Origin of the sequence: Blautia sp. MSK17_66, from assembly GCF_020538025.1 — a bacterium.
In the GTDB taxonomy this organism is placed as follows: Bacteria; Bacillota; Clostridia; order Lachnospirales; family Lachnospiraceae; genus Blautia_A.
On record NZ_JAJBNQ010000017.1, the window covers coordinates 11846 to 36185 of the forward strand.

General features: G+C 44.8%; 22 protein-coding genes and 1 pseudogene. 21 read left to right on the forward strand and 2 right to left on the reverse strand.

The annotated features are described in order from the left end of the window. Positions 1–51: 51 nt before the first annotated feature. On the reverse strand, positions 52–1185 hold the full coding sequence (locus LIR34_RS10215; RefSeq protein ID WP_173902687.1) for an ROK family transcriptional regulator: 1134 nt from the start codon (positions 1183–1185) through the stop codon (positions 52–54). A gap of 295 nt (positions 1186–1480) precedes the next feature. On the opposite strand from LIR34_RS10215, the gene LIR34_RS10220 reads away from it, so the two are divergent. The 7 genes and pseudogenes from LIR34_RS10220 to LIR34_RS10250 all read left to right on the forward strand — a co-directional run bounded on the left by LIR34_RS10220 (position 1481) and on the right by LIR34_RS10250 (position 9494). Beyond that, positions 1481–3097: a mannitol dehydrogenase family protein gene (locus tag LIR34_RS10220; RefSeq protein ID WP_173902688.1), complete on the forward strand. Its 1617-nt coding sequence runs from the start codon at positions 1481–1483 to the stop codon at positions 3095–3097. A gap of 45 nt (positions 3098–3142) precedes the next feature. Continuing rightward, a pseudogene (locus LIR34_RS10225) lies at positions 3143–4168 on the forward strand (GntP family permease). A 117-nt stretch (positions 4169–4285) separates the two neighbouring features. Then, complete coding sequence (locus LIR34_RS10230; protein WP_161284854.1) at positions 4286–4672, forward strand: VOC family protein; 387 nt, start codon at positions 4286–4288, stop codon at positions 4670–4672. Between the two features lie 168 nt (positions 4673–4840). Then, the gene (locus tag LIR34_RS10235) at positions 4841–5278 is read left to right on the forward strand and encodes a MarR family winged helix-turn-helix transcriptional regulator (RefSeq protein WP_173902689.1); all 438 of its coding nucleotides are present in this window, start codon (positions 4841–4843) and stop codon (positions 5276–5278) included. Continuing rightward, on the forward strand, positions 5275–6051 hold the full coding sequence (locus LIR34_RS10240) for a sulfite exporter TauE/SafE family protein (RefSeq protein WP_161284856.1): 777 nt from the start codon (positions 5275–5277) through the stop codon (positions 6049–6051). Before LIR34_RS10235 ends, LIR34_RS10240 begins: the two co-directional genes overlap by 4 nt. A 73-nt stretch (positions 6052–6124) precedes the next feature. After that, positions 6125–7342, forward strand: coding sequence for an AI-2E family transporter (locus LIR34_RS10245; protein ID WP_173902690.1), 1218 nt, complete (start codon positions 6125–6127; stop codon positions 7340–7342). A gap of 148 nt (positions 7343–7490) precedes the next feature. Beyond that, positions 7491–9494, forward strand: a complete 2004-nt coding sequence (locus tag LIR34_RS10250; RefSeq protein WP_173902691.1) for a beta-galactosidase — start codon at positions 7491–7493, stop codon at positions 9492–9494. A 66-nt stretch (positions 9495–9560) separates the two neighbouring features. Here LIR34_RS10250 and LIR34_RS10255 read toward each other — a convergent pair whose 3' ends face one another. Further along, the gene (locus tag LIR34_RS10255; RefSeq protein ID WP_173902692.1) at positions 9561–10928 is read right to left on the reverse strand and encodes an MATE family efflux transporter; all 1368 of its coding nucleotides are present in this window, start codon (positions 10926–10928) and stop codon (positions 9561–9563) included. Positions 10929–11319: 391 nt separating this feature from the next. Here LIR34_RS10255 and LIR34_RS10260 point away from each other — a divergent pair, with 391 nt between their 5' ends. From LIR34_RS10260 to LIR34_RS10325, 14 genes are all read left to right on the forward strand, one after another. Further along, on the forward strand, positions 11320–11583 hold the full coding sequence (locus LIR34_RS10260; RefSeq protein ID WP_173902693.1) for an AtpZ/AtpI family protein: 264 nt from the start codon (positions 11320–11322) through the stop codon (positions 11581–11583). 44 nt (positions 11584–11627) lie between these two features. Next, on the forward strand, positions 11628–12047 hold the full coding sequence (locus LIR34_RS10265) for a hypothetical protein (protein ID WP_173902694.1): 420 nt from the start codon (positions 11628–11630) through the stop codon (positions 12045–12047). Positions 12048–12086: 39 nt separating this feature from the next. Continuing rightward, positions 12087–12845, forward strand: coding sequence for a F0F1 ATP synthase subunit A (locus LIR34_RS10270; RefSeq protein ID WP_173902695.1), 759 nt, complete (start codon positions 12087–12089; stop codon positions 12843–12845). Between the two features lie 88 nt (positions 12846–12933). Next, the gene (atpE, locus tag LIR34_RS10275; protein WP_161284917.1) at positions 12934–13215 is read left to right on the forward strand and encodes an ATP synthase F0 subunit C; all 282 of its coding nucleotides are present in this window, start codon (positions 12934–12936) and stop codon (positions 13213–13215) included. Between the two features lie 100 nt (positions 13216–13315). Further along, complete coding sequence (atpF, locus tag LIR34_RS10280; protein ID WP_161284862.1) at positions 13316–13819, forward strand: F0F1 ATP synthase subunit B; 504 nt, start codon at positions 13316–13318, stop codon at positions 13817–13819. Continuing rightward, a complete protein-coding gene (gene atpH / locus LIR34_RS10285) occupies positions 13816–14355 on the forward strand; it encodes an ATP synthase F1 subunit delta (RefSeq protein WP_161284863.1) in 540 nt (179 codons plus the stop codon). Before atpF ends, atpH begins: the two co-directional genes overlap by 4 nt. A 73-nt stretch (positions 14356–14428) precedes the next feature. Then, positions 14429–15958, forward strand: coding sequence for a F0F1 ATP synthase subunit alpha (atpA, locus tag LIR34_RS10290; RefSeq protein ID WP_173902696.1), 1530 nt, complete (start codon positions 14429–14431; stop codon positions 15956–15958). Between the two features lie 23 nt (positions 15959–15981). Continuing rightward, a complete protein-coding gene (atpG, locus tag LIR34_RS10295; RefSeq protein WP_173902697.1) occupies positions 15982–16839 on the forward strand; it encodes an ATP synthase F1 subunit gamma in 858 nt (285 codons plus the stop codon). Between the two features lie 32 nt (positions 16840–16871). After that, positions 16872–18266: a F0F1 ATP synthase subunit beta gene (atpD, locus tag LIR34_RS10300; RefSeq protein WP_161284866.1), complete on the forward strand. Its 1395-nt coding sequence runs from the start codon at positions 16872–16874 to the stop codon at positions 18264–18266. A gap of 12 nt (positions 18267–18278) precedes the next feature. Further along, complete coding sequence (atpC, locus tag LIR34_RS10305; protein ID WP_173902698.1) at positions 18279–18680, forward strand: ATP synthase F1 subunit epsilon; 402 nt, start codon at positions 18279–18281, stop codon at positions 18678–18680. A 151-nt stretch (positions 18681–18831) separates the two neighbouring features. Continuing rightward, positions 18832–20391 carry a cardiolipin synthase gene (gene cls, locus LIR34_RS10310; protein WP_173902699.1) on the forward strand — a complete coding sequence of 520 codons (1560 nt, stop codon included), beginning with the start codon at positions 18832–18834 and terminating at the stop codon, positions 20389–20391. Between the two features lie 69 nt (positions 20392–20460). Next, positions 20461–21222 carry a nucleotide-binding protein gene (locus tag LIR34_RS10315; protein ID WP_173902700.1) on the forward strand — a complete coding sequence of 254 codons (762 nt, stop codon included), beginning with the start codon at positions 20461–20463 and terminating at the stop codon, positions 21220–21222. After that, complete coding sequence (locus LIR34_RS10320) at positions 21219–22502, forward strand: nitrogenase component 1 (protein ID WP_173902701.1); 1284 nt, start codon at positions 21219–21221, stop codon at positions 22500–22502. Before LIR34_RS10315 ends, LIR34_RS10320 begins: the two co-directional genes overlap by 4 nt. A 232-nt stretch (positions 22503–22734) precedes the next feature. Continuing rightward, entirely contained in the window at positions 22735–24252 is a 1518-nt protein-coding gene (locus LIR34_RS10325) for a 4Fe-4S dicluster domain-containing protein (protein WP_173902735.1), read from the forward strand. The last annotated feature ends 88 nt before the right edge of the window (positions 24253–24340 follow it).

Consider the following 24340-nt stretch of genomic DNA (forward strand, 5'->3'; position numbering starts at 1 on the left):
TTTTATGTCTGTATATCAGCATTTGAACCGAAAAACACTCTCTGCAGCTGTCTATACAGTATGGATAAATTGATCTACATAGTGCAGGGCAGCTCCGATAGCCGGAGTGTACTGACCGTTTGTACCAACAAGAATCTGATCTTTACCGAGTTTAAAAGGTGCAGACAAATTGATATGCTCTGTCAGATACGAGAGATCCTCATCAGTAAAATAAGGTGCCAGATAGCCGCTGATAATGACCGGGGTATCAATAATTAAATTTAAATTTTTCATAGCAAAAGCCAGATGATTGAGATAATCTTTCCAGACTTGTACAAGCTGGGAGGATTTTTTTTCGCGTAAAAGAGGGAAAAATTCTTTGATCGTCATACCGGCAGCCTGCTCCAGAGAATCCACGGAACAGTAGGTTTCCAGACAGCCGCGGTTTCCACAATAACAGAGGGGACCGTCCGGATTAATGCACATATGCTCGAGGGTTCCGCTGTGCATGGAATTTCCCTGATGAATCTGATGATTTGTTATGATCGCACCGCCAAGATTTCTGTTCAGCAGAAAAACAACGGCACTGTCAAGCTCCGGATGCTTCCACAATTCCAGGAAAGCGGCTGATTTTGAATCATGTTCCAGGTAGCAAGGATAAGGAAGACGGTGCGAAAATTCTTCCAGCTTCATTCCGGTATTATTCATAATAGTTCCATAGGTTACAGTAGTATGATCCGGAGAAGTGACCCCCTGTGTGGCAATTGAAATTCCAAGTATTTTCTCATCTTCATACTGGTTTGACGATATGAATTCCCGGACAGTTCCGGCAATCTGCTCATAGTAAGCGGGTGTATTAGAATATGGAACAGAAAACGTATCTGTAAAAATAGCATTTCCGTAAAGATCTACCGCAGTAAGATGAAACATGTTTTTTAAGATGCCGATGCCAATGGAGATTTTAAAATCAGGCACGATCTGAATCGCCTGGGCTTTTCTTCCTCCTGTTGAATCAAAATATCCGTTTCTTTCAATCAATCCCTCCTGCTCCAGCAGATTCAGATTCTGACTGACCGTGGATAAGCCCATCTGAAGATCCGAAACAATCTGCAGCTTGGAGGTTACCTTACTCTTGTAGATGTATTGATAAACTTTCGATTTATTGATTTTTTTCAGACTGATAGTTGTTAATCCTTTTTCGCTCATAAGATTCTCCTGATAGTATTGCAAGATAAAATGAAGGTAACTGTTCAGTACCCTGACAGTTATAAATAAGTTCAACATTTATTGTAGTATAACACAGAAGAAAAAGCAATAAATAATAGAATATAGTAAAAGTGCATAAAAAATACATTTAAATATTATAATTATTGTCAATAGATTTTTGAAATATGAAGATATATACTAAACTTACGCGTAAGATATAAACGTAAGTTAAAGGCACAAGTCAAGAGCATAAAGATTAACTCAAGATATAAGAGGAAAACAAGGAGGATGTAACATGAAATTATCAGTTAATGGAATTAAAAATCACGAAGTATGGGAAAAAGCAGGAATCATGCTTCCGGGTTATGATGTGGAAGGTGTGAGTGCAAAAGCAAAAGAAGCACCGGTATGGGTACATTTTGGAATCGGAAATATTTTCCGGGTGTTTATTGGTGGTATTGCGGATGGACTTCTTGAGGAAGGCGTGCTTGATCGAGGACTTACCTGTGTGGAAACTTTCGATTATGATGTTGTTGATAAAATATACAAACCATATGATAATCTTGGTCTGAGTGTTATTCTTCACGGTGATGGAAGACGAGATTATAAAGTACTCGGATCACTTGCAGAAGCTGTTAAAGCGCAGGCTTCTGATGCTGAGCAGTGGGACCGCCTCAAAGAAATTTTTAAAAGCAGTTCTCTGCAGATGGTGTCCTTTACAATCACCGAGAAAGGCTACGCACTCCAGAAAGCTGACGGCACATATTTCCCGTTTGTACAGGCTGATATTCAGAATGGTCCGGACAAAGCAACAGGAGCCATGGCGGTTCTGGTAGCTATGCTGTTTGAGAGATACAAGGCAGGCAGATTTCCCATTGCCCTGGTTTCCATGGACAACTGTTCACAGAATGGAGCCAGACTTCGGGAATCCGTACTGAAGATGACAGAAGAATGGAAGAAGGCAGGCTTTGTAGATGATGGATTTGTAAACTATATAAGCGATGAAAAAGTAGTTGCTTTTCCATGGACTATGATCGACAAGATCACACCTCGCCCGAGTGAGCAAATTGCAGCAGATCTGGAAAAACTGGGTGTGGAAGATATGCAGCCGGTCATCACAAGTAAAAAAACATATATCGCACCATTTGTAAATGCAGAGAAACCACAGTATCTTGTAATTGAAGACAGTTTTCCAAATGGACGTCCGGCTCTGGAAAAAGGATTCGGTGTATACATGGCTGACAGAAATACCGTAAATCTGTCTGAACGAATGAAAGTTACTGTTTGTCTGAACCCGGTACATTCTGCTACTGGTCCGCTTGGGGTTGTACTTGGTTATGATCTGTTTGCACATATGTTGAATACCAATGAAGATATGATGAAGATGGCACGTATGGTGGCTTATGATGAAGGTCTTCCGGTTGTAGCAGATCCTGGAATCCTTTCCCCACAGGCATTTGTAGATGAACTGTTTAATGATCGTTTCCCAAATGAATATCTGGGAGATACCAATCTTCGTCTGGCAGTTGATGTATCACAGATGGTTGGTATTCGTTTTGGCGAAACTGTAAAAGCATACGTTAAGAAGTACGGCGATGCTTCCAGACTGACAGCAATTCCGCTGGGAATCGCAGGATGGCTCAGATATATGCTTGGTGTCGATGATGAGGGGAATAGATTTGAACTTGCACCGGATCCGATGAACGAAGAACTTCAGGAACAGTTTAAGGATATCGTTGTGGGACAGCCGGAAACATTTAAGGATCAGCTGAAACCAATCCTTTCGAATGAACGTTTATTCTTTACAGATCTTTACAAAGATGGTGTCGGAGAAAAGATTGAAGATATGTTCCGCGAGATGATCGCAGGACCGGGAGCTGTAAAAGCAACAATTCACAAATATGTACACTGATATTAAAAAGAATATAATCTTGGACAGATATGGAGGAAAAGGAAAATGACAGAAGCGGTATTTGCGGCAGAGCCTACAAGGCTGTTGATCGCAGCGGCAGTGGAATTATCCTGTTATTGCTGCTGATCATTAAAATTAAGATCCATCCTGTATTATCACTGCTGATTTCTGCACTGGTTATCGGACTTGGAGCCGGAATGCCGGTTCCGACTCTGGTAAGTACGGTAGAAAAAGGAGCAGGAGAGACCTTGCAGGGAATCGTGCTGCTGATCGGTCTTGGATCTTTGTTTGGAGGAATTCTGGAAGTATCTGGAGGTGCACAGTGCGTTGCACAGACCCTTGTAAATAAATTTGGAGAGAAAAAAGCGGGGATAGCTCTTGGAATTACAGGACTGGTAGTTGGAACAACTGTATTCTTTGAAGCGGGTGTTGTGATCCTGATTCCGCTTGCATTTGGACTTGCAAAGAAAACAAAGAAATCCACGTTGTATTATGTGATCCCATTGCTGGCAGGTCTGGCTACAGGATTTGCATTTATCCCGCCATCAGCAGGATCAGTACTGGTGGCAAATATGCTGAATGTGGATCTTGGAATCATGATTGCAGTTGGTGTCCCGGTAGGTATCTTATCGCTGCTTTTTGCCGGAATTCTGTGGTCAAAATTTATTGGCAGTAAAATCAATGTAGGACTTCCTGTCAACGTTTCGGAAGTCAGAGAGGCAGATGAAGCTAATGAAAAGTGGACTGCCGCTGGTGATTGTAGCTTTTCTGATTGCGGCACTGATTCGTGCATCGGTCGGAGCTGCAGTAGTTGCGATGACAATGGCAGCAGGAATCATGGCAGCTATGCCGGGAGTGGCTGAATTATCTCCTGTATATCTGGCAGCAATGGTGTGTGCGATCAATGGTGGTGCAACCGCATTCAGCCATGTGAATGATTCTGGATTCTGGCTGGTAGGTTCATTGCTTGAGATAGATGAAAAAACAACGCTGAAATCATGGACTATGATGGAATCGATCATCGGATTTACAGGACTGATCTGTGCGATCGTACTAAGTTTGTTTGCATAAAATAATAATTGTGAATCTGGAAAAACTGTATTAAAATAAATAGTAGTAAAACATCTGAATTGGGCGAATTATCCCAGAAACAGAGAGTATGAGAAATAGAAAGGATGGTACAGCTATATGAGTTTAAAAGAGCAGATAAACGGACTCCAGCACATTGGAGTGCCTACCAAAAACATGGAAGAAACAATCGCATTTTACGAGAAACTTGGATTTGAAACTGCATTTGAGACTGTAAACGATGGTGACAGAGTGGTCTTTTTAAAATTTGCTTCTCTTGTGATCGAGACGTATGAGAGCAAGGACGCAGCCATGAAATCAGGGGCAGTCGATCACATTGCACTTGATGTGAAAGATATCGAGAAGACTTATGAACTTATCAACCAGGAAGGGTTAAACACTACAAAGGATACGATCCATTTCCTGCCATTTTGGGAAAATGGAGTGAAATTCTTTACAATCGAAGGACCAAATAAAGAAAAAGTAGAATTCAGCCAGTATCTGTAAGAGATATGCATAAGAAAAGCACATTTATACCTGTTGAGGGCATAGATGTGCTTTTTTAATCCAGTGAACATATAAGCTTGTATGGGGAAAAACTTTGTGCTAAAATACTTCAAAAATGAACATTCTAAAAATGAATAATTCAAAAACATAAGAAAGGAAAAAGACAAAATGGTAAGTATAGAATATGTACACAAATTGCTGGAATTCTATAACCAGCTGTGCAGTCCGCTGTGTCAGCAGACTGGCATCCCGCAGACTTCGATGGATATACTGATGTTTCTGAAAAATAATCCACAGTACAAAAATGCTGCAGATATTGTAAAGTTTCGTGGAATCAAGGCAAATCTGGTATCTGTCCATGTGGAACGACTGGTGCAGGAAGGATATCTCGAACGCCGGGAGGTGCCGGGAGACCGGAGAAAGACAGAACTGATCTGTACAGAGAAAGCAGCACACGTATGGAAGCAGGGATGTGAAATACAGAGGGTATTTTTCGAAATGTTATTTTCCGGGGTGCCTGAGGAGTCACGAAAAATCTTCGAACGGGTGATGGAACAGACAGAGAAAAATCTGAATATGTATCAAAGGGAGAATAAAAAGAAATGAGTATTTTATTAACAGTTATTGTTACATTTTTTGCCGGTATGGGTGCTGGTCTTGGTACCGGATTCGCCGGTATGAGTGCGGCAGCGGTTATCAGTCCTATGCTGATTACCTTTTTGGGAATGGATCCATACATGGCAGTGGGAATCGCCCTGTCTTCGGATGTACTGGCGAGTGCCGTGTCTGCGTATACCTATGGAAAAAATAAGAATCTGGATGTGAAAAATGGTCTGATCATGATGGTTACCGTGCTGTTGTTTACGATATTTGGAAGCTATGTATCAAGCCTGGTACCATCCACAACAATGGGAAACTTCTCTGTTTTTATGACCTTCCTTCTTGGTATTAAATTTATCGTTCGTCCGGTCATGACTACGAAGGAAGCCATGACACAGATATCTGCAAAAAAACGTGCCATGCAGTCTGTCATCTGTGGTATTTTGATAGGCTTTATCTGTGGTTTTATCGGTGCCGGCGGTGGTATGATGATGCTTCTGATCCTGACATCGGTTCTTGGTTACGAATTGAAGACAGCTGTGGGAACAAGCGTATTTATTATGACCTTCACGGCTTTTACCGGAGCAGTCTCTCATTTCGCCATCGGCGGCACACCAGACTGGTCGGTATGGATTTTGTGTGTAATCTTTACATTTCTTTGGGCCAGAATCGCAGCGGTATTTGCCAACAAAGCAACTCCAAAGACATTGAACCGTGCGACGGGAGTAATTCTGGTGATATTGGGAGTTGTGGTTATGGCATTTTCAATGATAGGATAGAATAACAGTCGTGACTTTACATAGCAGTCAATAAGCTTTGAGTAACAGATAAAGATTAAAAAAGGAGAAAATAGTGGATTTAAGCAAAATATCTATAAAAAAAATCAGGGAGCTGATTGTGTTTACGGCATTTCTTGTGGTTGCCCTGTGGAAGTTTGATGTGGTGCTCGGTGTGTTGAAAGCAATATGGGGGATTATATTTCCGTTTATACTTGGTGGAGCAATCGCATTTCTGACGAATGTGCCAATGAGCTTTTTGGAAAAGACAATTTTTAAAAATGTAAAAAAGGAAAATAAGATAGCAGGAAAACTGGCAAGACCAACAAGTCTGCTTCTTACTATTGTATTAATAGTTGGTGTGATCGCATTGGTGATGTTCGGAGTGATTCCGCAGCTTACGCGAACAATGGGAACTTTGATGATGAGCATTTCTGACTTTATTCCGCAGATGCAAAGCTGGATTCGAGAATTTTTCCATAATAACCAGGAAATTATGAAACTGGTAGATCAGATACAGTTTGATCCGGATCAGGCAATCAGGTGGGGAATAAGTCTTCTTGGCAACGGTGCCGGAAATATGATGAATACGACGATGTCAGCTGTGGGTTCCATAGTCAGTGGATTAGCGACTTTTTTTATTGCCTTTTCTTTTGCCTGTTATGTCCTTTTTCAGAAAGAAAAGCTGCACTTACAGATCAGAAAAGTATTTTTCGCATTTCTTCCACAACAAAAAGCAGATGCTTTTCTTAAAGTCTGTTCTCTGACATATCGGACATTTGCAAACTTTCTTACAGGTCAGTGCCTGGAAGCTGTGATTCTCGGATGTATGTTTGTTATCACACTGAGTATTTTGAGGATGCCATATGCACTTTTGATTGGAGTGTTAATTGCATTTACAGCATTGATTCCTATTTTCGGGGCTTTCATTGGATGTGCAGTAGGAGGCTTTTTGATCTTTATGGTAAGCCCGAAGCAGGCAATTTTATTTATAATAGTATTTCTGGTGCTGCAGCAGATTGAAGGAAATCTGATCTATCCGCATGTTGTTGGTGAATCTGTAGGGCTTCCATCAATCTGGGTGCTGGCAGCAGTTACAATCGGTGGAAATCTTATGGGGATTGTAGGCATGCTTGTTTTCATCCCACTGCTGTCGGTATTTTATACTATTTTTCGGGAATGCGTATATCTGCACCTGAAAAAACAACATATCAAACGGGTAACAACGACAGAAATAGAGAAATATACGGAAGAGGATCATCCAATCCAAGCAGATAATCAGAGAGAGGACTGATTGCCAGGGCCGTTGGAGTGAACATTAACATATTTTTGAACAGTAACAATAAAAGAGTTGCATAGGAGGGATAAAACAGTTTATTATTGATGTAGAAAGATGTGAAATATATATATATGTGAAAAATCGAATGAGAGGGGTATTGTGTATGAGGGAATTACTCTATGGGGCAGCGTATTACGATGAGTATATGCCGTATGAACGGCTGGCAAAAGATGTTGCCATGATGAAAAAAGCCGGGATCAATACGGTTCGGATCGCAGAATCCACATGGAGCACCTGCGAACCGCAGGAAGGAGTTTTTGACTTTTCACATGTGATCCGTGTAATGGATGCGATGGAAGAGGCGGAAATTAACGTAATCATAGGGACTCCGACTTATGCAGTACCGACCTGGATGGTGAAGGCATATCCGGGTGTGCTGGCGGAGACGGTCAAAGGCAGAGGAATCTATGGTGCGAGACAGATCATGGACATCACTCATCCGGTCTATCGTTATTATGCGGAAAGAGTCATCCGTAAATTGATGGAAGTTTCAGCACACCGCAAATGTGTGATCGGATTCCAGCTTGATAATGAAACGAAATATTATGGAACTGCAGGCAAGAATGTGCAGCTCAGTTTTGTGAAATATCTCCGGGAGAAATTTCATAATGATTTGGATGCCATGAATCATGAATTCGGTCTGGATTACTGGAGCAATCGCATCAATGCCTGGGAAGATTTTCCGGATGTGCGCGGTACGATCAATGGAAGTCTGGGGGCAGAGTTTGCAAAATACCAGAGAAGTCTGGTGGAAGAATTCCTTGGCTGGCAGGCAGAGATTGTTTCAGAATATAAGAGAGAAGACCAGTTTATCACTCACAATCTGGATTTTGAGTGGAGAGGATATTCCTACGGCGTGCAGCCGGATGTAAACCATTTTAAATGTGCAAAACATCTGACTATAGCAGGAACGGATATTTATCATCCAACCCAGGATCACCTGAGTGGTGCAGAAATCGCATTTGGTGGTGATCTGATCCGCTGTCTCAAAAATGACAACTACCTGGTTCTGGAAACCGAAGCACAGGGCTATCCGGGATGGACACCATATGATGGACAGCTTCGCCTGCAGGCATACAGCCATCTGGCCTCCGGTGCTCTTGGTGTGATGTACTGGCACTGGCATTCAATCCATAACTCTTTTGAGACTTATTGGAAAGGTCTTCTGAGCCATGATATGGAAGAAAATGCCGTATACCGAGAGACGTGTATCATAGGCAGCGAGTTTAAGAAACTTTCACCTGTCTTATCAGGCTTTAAGAAAGATAACAAAGTTGCGATCATGGTGAACAATGAGGCTCTGACTGCACTTAAATGGTTTGGAATCGAAGCCAGTGCAGCAGGAGATAATGGAATTGGTTATAATGATGTTGTCCGCTGGATCTACGATGCACTTTACAAAGTAAATATCGAGTGTGACATTATATGGGAAGAGAGCGAAAACATTGAGAAATACCAGGCAATCATCCTTCCGGCCATGTACACCGCAGATGAAAAAATCCTCACACGTCTGAAAGAGTATACTGCTCAGGGCGGTACATTGATTGCGACGTTCAAGACCGCTTTTGCCAACGAAAATGTAAAAGTGTATCCTGACAGACAGCCACATATCTTAAGTGAAGTCTTTGGTATGTATTATCAGCAGTTTACGTTCCCGGAGAATGTCACTCTGACAGGGTTTGAGGGCAGTGAACCAGAGGCAGAGACCTTCATGGAACTCCTGATTCCTGATGGTGCAGAAATCATTTCTGCATATCAGCATCCGAACTGGAAAAAGTATGCCGCAGTTACACATCATACATATGAAAGAGGAAATGCCTGGTATATCGGATGTATGTTTGAAGAACATTACCTGCAGCAGATGTTGATAAAGATTCTGGCTCAGTCTGGTATAAATGCAGCAGCTCCGGAGAAATTCCCGGTGATCGTGCGTGAGGGAATCAATGCAAAGGGCGAAAAGATTCGTTTCTATCTGAATTATTCCTGGGAAGAGCAAAGAGTTGAAGCAGCGGATGATTTTGAAGTGATACTTGGAAGTGCTGATAGTACTAAGCGTGAAATTCACCTGTCAGCATGGGATGTATGTATCATAAAATTTGATAAATAAAAAGTGTGCAGTAAGCAAAACCCGAGGCGGCAGGCCCCGGGTTTCTTTTATCATTACTGTGAATAGTTATCTTTTATCTTTCTTAAGAATGGAATTAAACAGTGTAAAGAAGGTGATCGTTGTCACAGTAGCAGCTATAATATCGCTTACCGGTTCTGCAAGAAATACAGCAAAAACTTTATTGTCGAAGAAATTCGGCAGTATGAAAATCAGAGGTATCAGCAGGATGATCTTACGCAGGCAGGCAAGAAGCAGACTGACTTTCGCCTGGCCGAGAGCCATAAAGCTCTGCTGGCAGCTTACCTGGAAGCCAATAGAGAAGATTCCGGCCATGTAGATGCGTAGTGCCCAGGAAGCATATGTTACAAGTTCCTTATCTGAAGTAAAGATTGCTGCAAATGCCTTTGGAAAAATCATCACAACAAGACAGAAGGCAGATGTATAGATGATGCAGGTACAGAACTGTGTGAAAAATGCTTTCTTTACACGGTCTGGCTTATTGGCACCAAAGTTGTAGCTGATGATCGGCTGTCCGCCCTGGCAGATTCCCTGAAGCGGAAGAGAGACAAGCTGACTGATACTGGTAATGATCGTCATTGCCCCGACAGCCACATCACCGCCGAATCTGGAAAGACTGCTGGTAAAGCTGATCGACAGAAGACTTTCTGTTGACAGCATGACAAAGGTAGAAATACCAAGAGCAAGGCAGGGACCAAAAACCTTGAGTTCCAGATGCATATTGCTTCGTTTCAGTCGAAGGATTGTTTTCTTTCCGGTCAGAAAGCGGAGGATCCACACAGCTCCTACGGACTGGCTGAGAACAGTGGCAAGTGCTGCACCCTTTACGCCCATACCAAGAACAAAAATAAAAATCGGATCCAGGATGATATTGATAACAGCACCGATGACCGTAGTCATCATACTGATTCTGGCGAAGCCCTGGGTGGTAATGAAGGTATTCATGCCCAGTACGATCAGGACAAAAAAGCTTCCCAGAATATAGATTCTGGCATAGTCAGATGCGTAGGTTAAGGTGACATCGCTGGCACCGAAGAGTCTGAGCAGCGTCGGTGCACTTACATAAAACACGACAGTCAGGACAACTGCCAGACCGACTAACAAAGTAAAACAGTTTCCGAGGATTTTCTCTGCCAGATCGTTATCCTTCTTTCCCATTGCAATGGCTGCACGCGGGGCACCGCCGGAACCGACGAGCATGGCAAATGCATTCAGCAGCATCAGAATCGGGGCAAAAAGTCCAACGCCGGTCAGTGCGGCAGCTCCGATCCCCGGAATGTGACCGATGTAGATACGGTCTACGATGTTATAAAGCAGGTTGATGATCTGTGCGACAACTGCCGGAATCGCCAGCTGCGCAAGGAGTCTGGGAATACTTCCCGTCTCCATATTGGGTGTGTTGGTTTGTGTTTTCATGATGGTTATCTCCGTGAGTTTTGTAGTTGGATAGTATATATCAGATGTATTCCAGAATTCAATATTGTCGTATCAAGTAGCATAGCACAAAAAACAAAAGTTGGAAAGACAATTTCAATTTTGGCATCTTCCATCGGTGCCAAAGTTGAAGAGCATTAACAACCCTGTATTACACCGAGGAGGTTTTGTCTCATTTTGGGACAGAACCTCTTTTTTGTTACATGACAGCAAAAAGACGAGAATGATATAATGCTAACAAAAACTTTGTTAGGATAACAAAATTATTTGAATAATTTGTACAAATGGATTGAGATTTTTACATTAATGTGGTAAAATTTGACTATGTGTAAAAGAAAAACTGACAAAAAATTAGTAAAAAAGGAGAATACTATTGAAACGGTGGTCAGAAATCCTGCGTAATGTCACAATGCTGTCCCAGCTGGGACTGTCATTTATCACACCGCTTCTGCTGTGCCTGGCACTCTGCTGGTTTATTACTTCCAGGACCGGTGTCGGAGGCTGGGTCTATATTCCGGGATTTTTCTTTGGGATGGGCGGATCGGCGACTGTGGCATATAAGTTTTATCTTTCTGTAAACAAACAGGAGAAGAAAAAGCACAAAAAAAATAAAATATATTTCAACAGACATTCATAAACAGCGATATGACGGACAGAATAAATGAAAGGAATAAAGAAATTATGAGCAGTATATTCGATAAGGTGCAGCCGGCAGTAAAAAAAGAAACAAGGAGAGTAGCCATGATCACGGCAGTCGGTCTGGTTCTGATGTGGATCCTTTTTGCAGGATTTCACTTTGCAATGCCGGACAAAGTGCCGTTGGATTATACCGTATTTCTGGGAGGCATCGGAGGAGGACTGATCGCAGTCCTGAATTTCTTTCTGATGGGACTGGCTGTTCAGAAGGCAGCTTCAGCGACAGATGAGGGAACTGCGAGAATGAAACTCAAAGCAAGTTATTCACAGCGTTTTCTGATGATGATGCTGTGGGTGATCGCAGCGATCGTTGCACCGTGCTTCCATTTTGTAGCGGGAATTGCTCCACTCTTATTTCCGGGAACGGGAATCAAGATCGTGGGGATATTTCATAACAAAAACTAGGAGGGGAAAATCTGAACAAGACAGGAGGTGAGTGAATGTATGGAACTGGATATTAATGGGGCGAAGATACTTTTTACTTTACCCATTGACCTGCCGGTTCTGGGAACTTTAAGAATCAGTGAGACCATGGTAGTAAGCTGGATCGTTATGCTGCTGATCACAGGAGTGTGTATCTGGCTGACGCATGATCTTAAGGAGGAAAATATTTCCAAACGGCAGGCTGTAGCAGAACTTCTGGTGGAGACGGCGAATAAATTTGTTGTCGGAAACATGGGTGAGAAGTTCAGGTACATGATTCCGTTTGTCGCGGCACTTTTTGCGACAAGTGTGGTATCGAACCTGATTAGCCTTGTGGGACTTCGAAGTCCGACATCGGATCTGTCTACAGAGGCAGCGTGGGCGGTTGTGGTATTTATCATGATCACCGCGCAGAAGATCAGGACCAGTGGATTCGGCGGCTACTTAAAGGGATTTACACAGCCGATTCCGGTTATGACACCATTTAATGTTCTTTCTGAACTGGCAACACCGGTAAGTATGGCATGCCGTCATTTCGGAAACATTTTATCAGGTGTCGTTATCAATGGTCTGATTTATGGGGCGCTGGCAGTGGCAAGTTCCGCACTCCTGGGACTGATCCCGGGACTTGTGGGCGATGTGTTGTCACAGATACCTATTCTTGATGTAGGTGTACCGGCTATTTTATCTGTATATTTCGACTGGTTCTCAGGAATTATGCAGGCATTTATTTTCTGTATGCTGACGGTTATGTATATCGCAAATGCAGCAGAGGAATAAAAACTGTTGTTAGGAGATGAACAGCAGCAGATAAGGGATCCCGGGTATATGGGAATATCCGGAGACAATTTTATTACAGGAGGTTTTTATTATGGATTTTCAGTTATTAGCAAAAGGTATCGCATTAGCAGGTTGTGCAATTGGAGCAGGATGTGCGCTGATCGCAGGTATTGGCCCTGGTATCGGTGAAGGTAATGCAGTTGCAAGTGCATTGGAAGCAATCGGACGTCAGCCAGAATGCAAGGGTGATGTTACATCTACCATGCTTCTTGGTTGTGCTATCGCAGAGACAACCGGTATTTATGGTTTCGTAACCGGTCTGCTCCTTATCTTCGTAGCACCTGGTATGTTTATGAACTTCCTGGGCTGATCAGGAAAACAGTAACGGATGTGTCAGATAAGAACGCATCACAGCAGGACAGGAGATAACTGCCAGCATAAGCGGGCAGTGACAACAGGAGGTTACAAACATGCAGGTACAGGAATTAGTAGGAATTGTGCCGTGGAATTTTATAGCGACGATTTGCAACCTTTTTATTCAGGTGTATCTCATCAAACGATTTCTTTTTAAGCCGGTCAATGAAATGCTGGAGAAGCGCAGGGCCAAAGCCGATGCGGAGATCCAGGATGCAGTGAAGGCGAAGGAAGAAGCACAGGCAATGAAATCCGAGTACGAGAAAAATATGCAGGAAGCCAGAGATAAGGCAAATGAGATCGTTAAGACAGCGCAGAAAACAGCTGCTGTCCAGAGTGAGGAAATGATCAGGGAAGCTTCCAGCCAGGTAACTGCCATGAAGGAAAAGGCAGAGAAGGACATCGCACAGGAGAGACGCAAGGCTGTCAATGAGATCAAAGGAGAGATTGGCGGCATGGCTGTCGAGATCGCCGGTAAGGTAATCGAGCGCGAACTTAATGAAGAGGATCACACAAAACTGATTAATGATTTTATTGAGAATGTAGGTGAGGCATCATGACACAGGCTGCCAGAGTCTATGGGGGCAGCTTGTATGATCTTGCTGCCGAAGAAAAGCTCGATGGACAGATCATGGAGCAGATGAATGAAATCAGGCAGATTTTCCGGGAGAATCCAGGATATCTGAAATTACTGGGAGAGCCGGCTATTCCGCAGGACGAGAGGATGAAACTTCTCGATGAAGCCTTTGGCGGACAGGCAGAGCCGTATCTTCTCAATTTTCTCAAGCTTTTATGCGAGAAAAAGCTTTTACGTGAGTTTGCAGGCTGCTGCGAGGAATTCACCAGAAGATACAATGCTGATCACGGTATTGTAGAAGCGGTAGTGACAAGTGCCATCAGACTTAAGGAAGAGCAGATGGAGGCGCTCAGGGCAAAACTTGAGAAGCTTAACGGCAAAAAAATCCATCTGGTACAGAAGACAGACCCGACCGTACTCGCAGGACTCCGCGTGGAGATGGAAGGCGTACAGCTTGACGGAACGGTACAGGGACGTATTTCGGATATCTCAAAACGACTGGAAACTACACAGTTGTAGTATTACAAAAACAAACGTTACTGTGTGCGAAAGAAACAGTAACATATAAAATGTTAAAGGATGGAATGGACGCATGCAATTAAAACCTGAAGAAATATCCAAAGTCATCCGAAGCCAGATAAAATATTATGAGAATGCGATACAGCAGAATGAAACAGGTACGATCCTTATGGTTGGCGACGGAATCGCACGTGCCAGCGGACTCGTAAACTGTATGGCAGGTGAGCTGCTGGAATTTGAGGATGGAAATTTCGGTATGGCACAGAACCTGGAAGAAAACAGTGTTTCTATTGTAATATTTGGCTCCGATGAGAATATCGGTGAAGGCCAGACCGTAAAGCGTACAGGCAAGGTTGTGTCTGTGCCGGTCGGCGAGGCCATGATCGGACGAGTAGTGAATGCACTTGGTCAGCCTATTGATGGTGCAGGCCCAATCGATACAAAAGAATTTCGACCGGTAGAGAGCAAAGCCCCTGGAATCTGTGAGAGACGATCTGTATATCAGCCTCTTCAGACAGGTATCAAGGCGATCGACTCTATGATCCCGATCGGACGCGGCCAGCGTGAGCTGATCATCGGTGACCGTCAGACAGGAAAGACAACCATTGCAACAGATACGATCATCAACCAGAAGGGTAAGGATGTAATCTGTATATATGTTGCAATCGGACAGAAAAGATCTACAGTAGCATCTCTGGTAGAGAATCTTACCAGAAACGGTGCTATGGACTATACGATCGTAGTGGCTGCGACAGCTTCTGAGTCCAGCCCGCTGCAGTACATTGCACCGTATTCAGGCTGTGCAATGGGTGAATACTTTATGAACCAGGGAAAAGATGTATTGATCATTTATGATGATCTGAGTAAGCATGCGGTTGCGTACCGTGCACTTTCTCTTCTGATCCGTCGTCCGCCTGGACGTGAGGCATATCCTGGAGATGTTTTTTATCTGCATTCCAGACTGCTTGAGCGCGCAGCGAAGCTTGACGACGAGCATGGCGGCGGTTCTTTGACAGCGCTGCCGATCATCGAAACACAGGCAGGTGATGTATCTGCCTATATTCCGACAAACGTAATTTCTATTACAGATGGACAGATCTTCCTGGAAACAGAGCTTTTCCACTCCGGTATCATGCCGGCGGTAAACCCTGGTATTTCTGTATCACGAGTTGGTGGAGATGCGCAGATCAAGGCTATGAAGAAGGTTGCCGGAACTCTGAAGCTGATCTATTCTCAGTATCGTGAACTGCAGAGCTTTGCCCAGTTCGGTTCCGATCTGGATGCGGATACCAAGGCTCGTCTGGAACAGGGTGCACGTATCGTAGAAGTTCTGAAACAGAGCCAGAATGCACCGGTTCCGGTAGAGAAGCAGGTAGCGATCCTTTATGCGGTAACCAAGGGCATCCTCGAAAAAGTCAACGTTGAAGACGTAAGTGAATATGAATCAGGACTGTACACCTATCTTGATGCAGATGCAGCTGGTCTGGAAGTGATGCAGCTTATCAGCTCTACAGGCAAAATGGAGCCGGAAACAGAAGAAAAACTGCGTCATGTACTGGAAGCGTATACAGAGAATTTCCTGAATACAAGACCTGACAAATAATGTGATTAGGAGGGTATAATCATATGGCTGGAAATATGAAAGCGGTAAAGCTGCGTATCAAAAGCGTACAAAGTACGATGCAGATTACCAAGGCCATGGAGCTTGTTGCATCCTCCAAACTGCGTAAGGCAAAGGAACGTGCAGAAACCTGTCGTCCGTACTTTACAGAACTGCATGATACACTGAAGGACATTGCAAGAGAAAACACGGATTTTTCCTCCGTATATGCCAGAGAGTCATCGAATCCCCGTTGCTGTTATGTGGTGATCGCCGGTGACAGAGGTCTGGCGGGAGGATACAATGCCAATCTTTTTAAATGTCTGGAGGCGGCAGCCGAAGGTAAGGACTATGTGGTTCTGCCGATTGGAAAGAAGACAGTAGAATATTTCAGACAGAGAGGTGTGGAATGCCTGACAGACCGTTTTGCGGAGATCGCAGGTATTTCGGTGGCGGACTGTTTTGAAATAGCGAATCTGCTTTGTGAAGAATTCCGCAAGGGAACATTTGGGCATGTCGAATTATGTTATACCGTTTTTGCATCGATGCTTTCTCAGCAGCCGGATGTATTTTCCATACTTCCGATGACAGATATCAGAGAAGAAAGCGGCGGCAGAGTAGATACGAAAAATCTGATCCTCTATGAGCCGAATGCAGAGGTTGTGTTTGACGCTATTGTTCCGGAATATCTGGCGGGACTTGTTTACGGTGGTGTATGTGAGAGTACAGCAAGTGAACTTGCAGCCAGACGTATGGCTATGGATGCTGCGACAAGTAATGCAGAAGAGATGATCGATAAATTGAATCTGTATTACAACAGAGCACGACAGGCCAGCATCACGCAGGAGATCACGGAGATTGTTGCAGGTGCGGAAGGGCTTTAAAGGGGCTTAATTTAGCATAGGAGACTTAAAACATGAGTGAAAAACACATTGGCGAAGTAGTACAGGTCATCGGTCCGGTTCTGGATATCCGCTTTGCGCACGATGAACTTCCGGCTCTTCTCAATGCCATAGAAATAGAATCAGACGGCGCAAAGCTGACAGCCGAGGTAGCACAGCAGATTGGTGATGATGTCGTAAGATGTATTGCCATGAACTCTACCGATGGTCTTGTCCGGGGCACGAAGGCGGTAGATACCGGCGGCCCGATCACAGTTCCGGTAGGAGATGCCTGCCTGGGACGAGTATTCAATCTTCTTGGAGACCCGGTAGATAACCAGCCGGCTCCGGAGGCGAAGGAACGCTGGTCCATCCATCGTCCGGCTCCTTCCTATGAAGAACAGATGCCGGCAACAGAGATCCTGGAGACAGGTATCAAGGTCGTTGACCTGATCTGCCCATATGCAAAGGGTGGTAAGATCGGTCTGTTCGGTGGTGCAGGTGTAGGAAAAACAGTTCTTATCATGGAGCTGATCCACAATGTAGCTACTGCTCACGGTGGTCTGTCTGTATTTACAGGTGTTGGAGAGCGTACCCGTGAGGGAAATGACCTTTATAATGAAATGAAAGAAAGTGGAGTTATCGACAAAACTGCTCTGGTTTACGGTCAGATGAATGAGCCGCCTGGAGCACGTATGAGAGTCGGTCTTTCCGGTCTTACCATGGCGGAATATTTCCGTGATGAGAAGAACCAGGATGTGCTTCTTTTCATTGACAATATTTTCCGTTTCACACAGGCCGGTTCTGAGGTATCCGCACTTCTCGGACGTATGCCGTCAGCTGTAGGATATCAGCCGACACTGGCAACAGAAATGGGTAATTTACAGGAGCGTATCACATCCACAAGAAAGGGTTCCATCACATCCGTACAGGCTGTTTATGTGCCTGCCGATGACCTTACGGACCCGGCTCCGGCAACGACATTCTCACATCTGGATGCTACGACGGTACTTTCCCGTGAGATCTCCAGTCAGGGTATCTACCCGGCAGTAGATCCGCTGGATTCCACAAGCCGTATCCTTTCGCCTGAGATCGTCGGAAAAGAGCATTATGAGATCGCGAGATCTGTACAGCGTGTGCTTCAGCGTTACAAAGAACTTCAGGATATCATTGCCATCATGGGTATGGATGAGCTTTCTGAGGAAGATAAACGTACGGTAAACCGTGCACGTAAAGTTCAGAGATATCTGTCACAGAGCTTTTCTGTAGCAGAGCAGTTCACAGGTATGCCTGGTAAATATGTTCCTCTGAAGGAAACCTTAAGAGGCTTCAGGATGATCCTTGACGGCGAATGCGATGACATCCCGGAGAGCTACTTCCTGTTTGCAGGAACCATCGATGAAGTATTTGAAAAAGCCAAGAAACAGTAAAGGAGGTGGCTTATGAGTACCTTCCCTTTACGGATCGGAACACCGGACGGACTGCTTTTTGAAGGCAATGTGGAGCGGGTGATCTGCAGAAGCATCGGCGGAGATATCGCCATTCTTGCAAGACACTGCAACTTCTGTACCGCTCTTGGCATGGGTGAAGCCAGTGTAGTTATGGAGGACGGGACCAGACGGACTGCAGCCTGCATCGGTGGGATGCTTTCTGTGATGAATGGAACCTGTCGTCTTCTTGCAACCACCTGGGAGTGGAAAGAAGATATCAATGAGGAACGTGCACAGGCAGCCAGAAAACGGGCCGAGGAGATGATCGCCAAGGGCGGTCTCACCGACCAGGAATACAAGATGGCATCTGCCAAGCTTCAGAGAGCACTGGTGCGTCTGAGTGTAAAAGAGTAATTACAGGGAGCGATGTTGATAGGAGCATCGCTCCTTTTTTAAATCTACAGTGCAAAAGATGTATTTACGGATTCGACATAAAGTGCTATGATGTGTTTCACTATCATACTGCAGGTTCAATCTGGCCGCAGGAAAGAAGGAGTGGGATTTTATGAAATCTACTACGGTAGAAGGCAGGGCAAAGACGAAGAATGGAGTCACCAGGCTTGTTTTTTCGGTGATATGTATCCTGCTGGAAGTAATATTTATTATTTTAATGTTTACAAAACTCAACAGATATGCAGAGGCAGTCAATCTTCTCACGAGAGTTGTGGGCGTGATCGTTATTTTGAATATGTATGCATCACCGGTTACCTCGACGATCAAAGTTCCCTGGATCCTTCTGATCCTCATGTTCCCGATCATGGGACTTGGCCTGTATCTTCTGGTCGGTCTGAACGGTGGTACCGAAAAGATGAGGAGACGTTATCAGAAAATCGACGAACAGCTTTTGCCGCTGCTCCCGGAGAACAGAAAGATTCAGGAAAAACTTCAGCAGAAAATTCCAAAAGCCGGAAATATTTCTTCCTATATCCACAGAAATGCTGCGTATCCGGTGTATCAGAATACAGATGTGACCTATTTTGATGAGGCGGCAAAGGGACTGGAAGCGCAGCTTCAGGATCTGGCAAAAGCAGAGCAGTTTATCTTTATGGAATACCATGCAATTGAGGATGCCGAGGCCTGGCACCGGATCCAGCAGGTGCTGGAAGACCGGGTAAAGGCCGGCGTGGAGGTAAGGGTATTCTATGACGATATGGGCTCGATTGGCTTTATCAATACAGACTTTACAAAAAAGATGGAAGCAGTCGGAATCCGCTGTCGTGTGTTTAACCCGTTTATGCCAGGTCTGAATCTGTTTCTGAACAACCGTGACCACCGAAAGATCACCGTGATCGACGGCAAAGTTGGATTTACAGGCGGATATAACCTTGCAAATGAGTATTTCAATCTGACACACCCTTACGGACAGTGGAAGGATACGGGTATCCGTCTGGAGGGTGATGCGGTACGTTCCCTGACAGTGATCTTTCTTGAGATGTGGAATGCAGTCAGTGACAAAGATGAAAATGATACGGATTTTGAACAATTTCTCCCGAAATATCCATATGAAGCACAGCAGACTGGATTTATACAGCCATATGCCGACAGTCCTCTGGACAACGAACAGGTGGGAGAGGAAGTTTATATCAGCATGGTGAATAAGGCGGAAAAATACTGCTGGTTCATGACACCGTACCTGATCATTACGGATGAAATGACACATGCGCTGACACTTGCAGCCAAGCGTGGCGTAGATGTCAGGATCATTACTCCGGGTATTCCGGACAAAAAACAGATCTACAATATAACACGATCCTTCTATCACGGACTGGTCAAGGACGGAGTCCGTGTTTATGAATGGACACCGGGATTCTGTCACGCCAAGATGAGCGTTGCAGATGACTGTATGGCGACCTGCGGAACCATCAATCTGGATTATCGAAGCCTGTATCACCACTTTGAAAACGGATGCTTTATGACAGACTGTGATGCGGTTCTGGATATCCGGAATGACCTGGAGGCGACGATGAAAGAGTGTCGTGAGGTCACTGAGAAATACCGCGTGGGACGCAGTGCATATCTGCGCCTGGGACAGCTGTTCATGCGGTTGTTTGCGGGATTGTTATAAAAGATAATACACACAATTCGAGCGGCCAATATTCAGAGGCTGTTTTGACATATGGGGAGGAGTTTACAAATGCTGAAAGTAGCAATCTATGGAAAGGGCGGTATCGGAAAATCAACGGTGACTTCCAACCTGGCAGCGGCTTTTGCGTCCATGGGCAAGAAGGTTATCCAGATCGGCTGTGACCCGAAGGCAGATTCCACGATCAACCTGCTTGGCGGAGAACCGCTTCGCCCGGTAATGAATTATATGCGGGAAGAAGATGAGGAACCGGAGACACTGGAGGACATTTCCAGAGAGGGATTCGGCGGTGTTCTCTGTATTGAAACCGGAGGTCCCACACCCGGACTTGGCTGTGCCGGACGAGGCATCATAGCAACTTTTCAGCTGCTTGAAGACTTGCGGTTATTTGAAACATATAAGCCGGATGTCGTACTCTACGACGTGCTGGGGGATGTGGTCTGCGGTGGATTTGCAGCCCCGATCCGTGAGGGGTATGCGGAAAAAGTCCTCATCGTGACCTCAGGAGAAAAGATGGCCCTGTATGCGGCAAACAACATTTCCAGCGCGGTGCGGAACTTTGAAGACAGAAGCTATGCAAGGATTTTCGGTATCGTACTGAATCATCGAAATGTAGAAAATGAAACAGAAAAAGTACAGGCATTTGCTGAGAAGGCCGGAATCCCGATCGTAGGGGAGATACCGAGAAGCGACGAGATCATCCGCTGGGAAGACCAGGGCAAAACAGTGATCGAGGGAGATTCAGAGTCCGAGATCAGCAGGAGATTTTTTGACCTGGCAGAAATGCTTTTGAAAGCTGAGGAAGAAGAATGAGCAGAGCCTATTATTGTACCGTAAAAGAACTGAATGAGCGTGGAAAAGATAATATCCCGGATCAGTTTAAATCCAATATGCACCTGATCTACAGCTCTCCGGCAACTCTTGCCTTCAACTCTCCGGGAGCAGAAGGATTCGGTGTGAAGAGAGCCGGACTTGCTGTTCCAGATTCGATCATGCTGATCGTGGCACCGGGCTGCTGCGGGCGAAATACATCACTGATCAGTTCCATGCGTGAATATGACAACCGTTTCTTTTATCTGATGATGGATGAGACAGATATTGTGACAGGACGTCATCTCAAAAAGATCCCCAAAGCAGTAGCAGAAATCTGTGAAGGCCTTGATAAGAAGCCCTCCGTTGTGATGATCTGTATCACCTGTGTGGATGCACTTCTCGGTACGGATATGGAGCGTGTCTGCCGTAAGGCTGAGGAAAAAGCAGGACTTCCGGTGCGTCCGTGTTATATGTATGCACTAACCAGAGAGGGAAGAAAACCGCCGATGGTACATGTAAGACAGTCCTTATATTCCCTTCTTGAACCGGCAAAAAAGAAAGGAAATGTGGTCAATCTCCTGGGATTTTTTTCACCGATTGTGGACGACTGTGAACTGTATGAACTACTTCATGGTGCGGGAATCAAGACGATCCATGAGATATCCAGATGCAGAGATTTTGAAGAATACAAGACGATGTCGGAGGCGAATTTTAACCTGGTTCTTCACCAGGAATCACGCTTCGCAGCAGAGGATTTTAATGACAGATTAAACATTCCGTTCATTGAACTTCGGCGGCTGTATCAGACAGACAAGATACAGAATCAGTATCAGGTACTGGCGTCAGTACTTGGAGTGAAGTTTGATACAGAGGAATATCGAAGGACAGCCGAGCAGGCGGTAGAAGATTTCCGTAAAGTATGTCCGGATGCATCCTTTGCCGTCGGAGAATGTATGAACGGAGATCCGTTTGAACTGGCGCTGGCACTTCTGAAGTATGGATTTAAGGTTCCGGAGATCTATGGAACGATCACGGTGGAAAACTTCGTATATATGAAACAGCTGGCACTTTTGAGTCCTGATACGAGAGTATTTTCCAATATGGAACCGACGATGATCTACTACGATCCGGCACAGAGTGGAGTGAATATCACAATAGGAAAGGATGCCCTTTATTATCATCAGGACTGTCCGGGGCTGATGTGGAATCAGGATGAACAGCCTTATGGATTTGCGGGAGTGAGACGGCTGTTTGAGGCACTTAAGGGGTGTGTTAAATAACCGTGTGTTGTATTCTTGCTACTCATAGCCTCCCTAATCTCCTTGATATGATTATTTTATCAGAATCTGTTCCATTTCTCCAGTTGGAAGTTTTAAAATTGTTTCTTTTGAGATACTTTGTTGAGTTTCGATTTACTTAATGATATTATCTTTTCAAGAGGGAACAATAATGCAAAACACTATAGCTATGATCGCGGTAAATAGTTATGTCATAAAAAATCAGGAGGTAATGATGAGAGGACTGTATTCATCCAAAACAGAAATCAGACACAAAATTTTTACAGAGATTGCCAGAATGGCATATGAGGGCGACGATCCGAAGATGATCGAGGAACTTCCATATAAGATCATTCCGGGAGAGGTAGCTTCTTACCGTGACAGTATTTTTCTGGAAAGAGCAGTAGTAGGCGAGAGACTTCGCGTGGCAATGGGAATGTCATTAAGACCAGTCACAGAGCATGCGCCACTTTCCAAAGGCGTAGAGGCGAGTGTGATCGAAGAGAAATATTATGAGCCGCCGCTTATCAATGTGATCAAATTTGCATGTAATGCCTGTGCGGAAAAGAAGGTAATGGTCACAGAAGGATGCCAAGGCTGTCTGGAACATCCATGTGTTGAGGTCTGTCCGAAGAAAGCCGTGCACATGGAAAATGGACATTCTCATATTGATGAGTCCCTGTGCATCAAGTGTGGGAAATGTGTAGAAGCCTGTCCATATAATGCGATCATCAAGCAGGAACGTCCATGTACAAAAGCCTGTGGAATGAATGCCATCGGTTCTGATGAGTATGGAAGAGCTGAGATCGACCAGGACAAATGTGTATCCTGCGGACAGTGTCTCGTAAGCTGTCCATTCAGTGCGATCGTTGATAAGGGACAGATATTCCAGACGATCATGGCACTCAAGAGTGAGTCTCCGGTTTATGCAATCCTTGCACCGGCAATCGCAGGTCAGTTTGAGGGTCTGGAAAACACAAAGATCCGTGGTGCTTTTCAGGCACTTGGATTTACAGATGTCAGAGAAGTAGCGATCGGAGCGGATCTCTGTACGATCGAGGAGGCCAAGGATTTCCTGAAAGAGGTTCCGGAGGAGCTCCCGTTTATGGCAACATCCTGCTGTCCTTCCTGGTCTATGATGGCGAAGAAGCTTTTTCCGGAGCAGGCGAAATGCATCTCCATGGCACTGACTCCGATGGTTCTGACTGCGAGACTGATCAAGCAGAAAGAGCCTGACTGCAAGATTGTTTTTGTGGGACCGTGTGCTGCCAAGAAGCTGGAGGCAAGCCGAAAGACAATCCGCAGTTATGTGGATTTTGTGCTGACCTTTGAGGAGGTTGCGGGAATGTTTGATGCGAAAGGCGTAGACTGGAAGGACATTCCAGAAGGAGAACCGCTTTTCCGTGCAAGTGCGGATGGTCGTGGATTTGCAGTAAGCGGTGGTGTGGCACAGGCAGTTGTTCATGCTGTAAAGAGAATTGATCCTGACCGTGAAGTGAAGGTTGTGAATGCAGAGGGACTTCAGAACTGCAAAAAAATGCTCCAGATGGCCAAGCTTGGCAAGTACAATGGCTATCTTCTGGAAGGAATGGCCTGCCCGGGCGGCTGTGTAGCCGGAGCCGGTACGATTCAGACCATCAAAAAAGCTTCTGCAGCTCTGGATAAGATGAAAAAAGAAGCGGCATTTGAGGAAGCATCCGATTCAAAATATCAGTCCCGACTGGAAAGTCTGGAGAAACTGAATCTGGAGTAGGGGTGTTTTTTATGGCTGTTAGCGTTGACTGACTGCTTCATTGTGGAGTAAAATAGACGTATCAGCAGACAGGATGAATTTTTCTACC

Coding starts and splice junctions, on each gene's coding strand:
- atpG (WP_173902697.1), top strand. CDS start 15,982: ATGGCTGGAAATATGAAAGCGGTAAAGCTGCGTATCAAAAGCGTACAA.
- atpD (WP_161284866.1), top strand. CDS start 16,872: ATGAGTGAAAAACACATTGGCGAAGTAGTACAGGTCATCGGTCCGGTT.
- LIR34_RS10255 (WP_173902692.1), bottom strand. CDS start 10,928: ATGAAAACACAAACCAACACACCCAATATGGAGACGGGAAGTATTCCC.
- LIR34_RS10270 (WP_173902695.1), top strand. CDS start 12,087: ATGGAACTGGATATTAATGGGGCGAAGATACTTTTTACTTTACCCATT.
- atpH (WP_161284863.1), top strand. CDS start 13,816: ATGACACAGGCTGCCAGAGTCTATGGGGGCAGCTTGTATGATCTTGCT.
- LIR34_RS10325 (WP_173902735.1), top strand. CDS start 22,735: ATGAGAGGACTGTATTCATCCAAAACAGAAATCAGACACAAAATTTTT.
- LIR34_RS10220 (WP_173902688.1), top strand. CDS start 1,481: ATGAAATTATCAGTTAATGGAATTAAAAATCACGAAGTATGGGAAAAA.
- LIR34_RS10315 (WP_173902700.1), top strand. CDS start 20,461: ATGCTGAAAGTAGCAATCTATGGAAAGGGCGGTATCGGAAAATCAACG.
- cls (WP_173902699.1), top strand. CDS start 18,832: ATGAAATCTACTACGGTAGAAGGCAGGGCAAAGACGAAGAATGGAGTC.
- LIR34_RS10265 (WP_173902694.1), top strand. CDS start 11,628: ATGAGCAGTATATTCGATAAGGTGCAGCCGGCAGTAAAAAAAGAAACA.
- LIR34_RS10230 (WP_161284854.1), top strand. CDS start 4,286: ATGAGTTTAAAAGAGCAGATAAACGGACTCCAGCACATTGGAGTGCCT.
- atpA (WP_173902696.1), top strand. CDS start 14,429: ATGCAATTAAAACCTGAAGAAATATCCAAAGTCATCCGAAGCCAGATA.
- LIR34_RS10235 (WP_173902689.1), top strand. CDS start 4,841: ATGGTAAGTATAGAATATGTACACAAATTGCTGGAATTCTATAACCAG.
- LIR34_RS10250 (WP_173902691.1), top strand. CDS start 7,491: ATGAGGGAATTACTCTATGGGGCAGCGTATTACGATGAGTATATGCCG.
- LIR34_RS10215 (WP_173902687.1), bottom strand. CDS start 1,185: ATGAGCGAAAAAGGATTAACAACTATCAGTCTGAAAAAAATCAATAAA.
- LIR34_RS10320 (WP_173902701.1), top strand. CDS start 21,219: ATGAGCAGAGCCTATTATTGTACCGTAAAAGAACTGAATGAGCGTGGA.
- LIR34_RS10240 (WP_161284856.1), top strand. CDS start 5,275: ATGAGTATTTTATTAACAGTTATTGTTACATTTTTTGCCGGTATGGGT.
- atpC (WP_173902698.1), top strand. CDS start 18,279: ATGAGTACCTTCCCTTTACGGATCGGAACACCGGACGGACTGCTTTTT.
- atpF (WP_161284862.1), top strand. CDS start 13,316: ATGCAGGTACAGGAATTAGTAGGAATTGTGCCGTGGAATTTTATAGCG.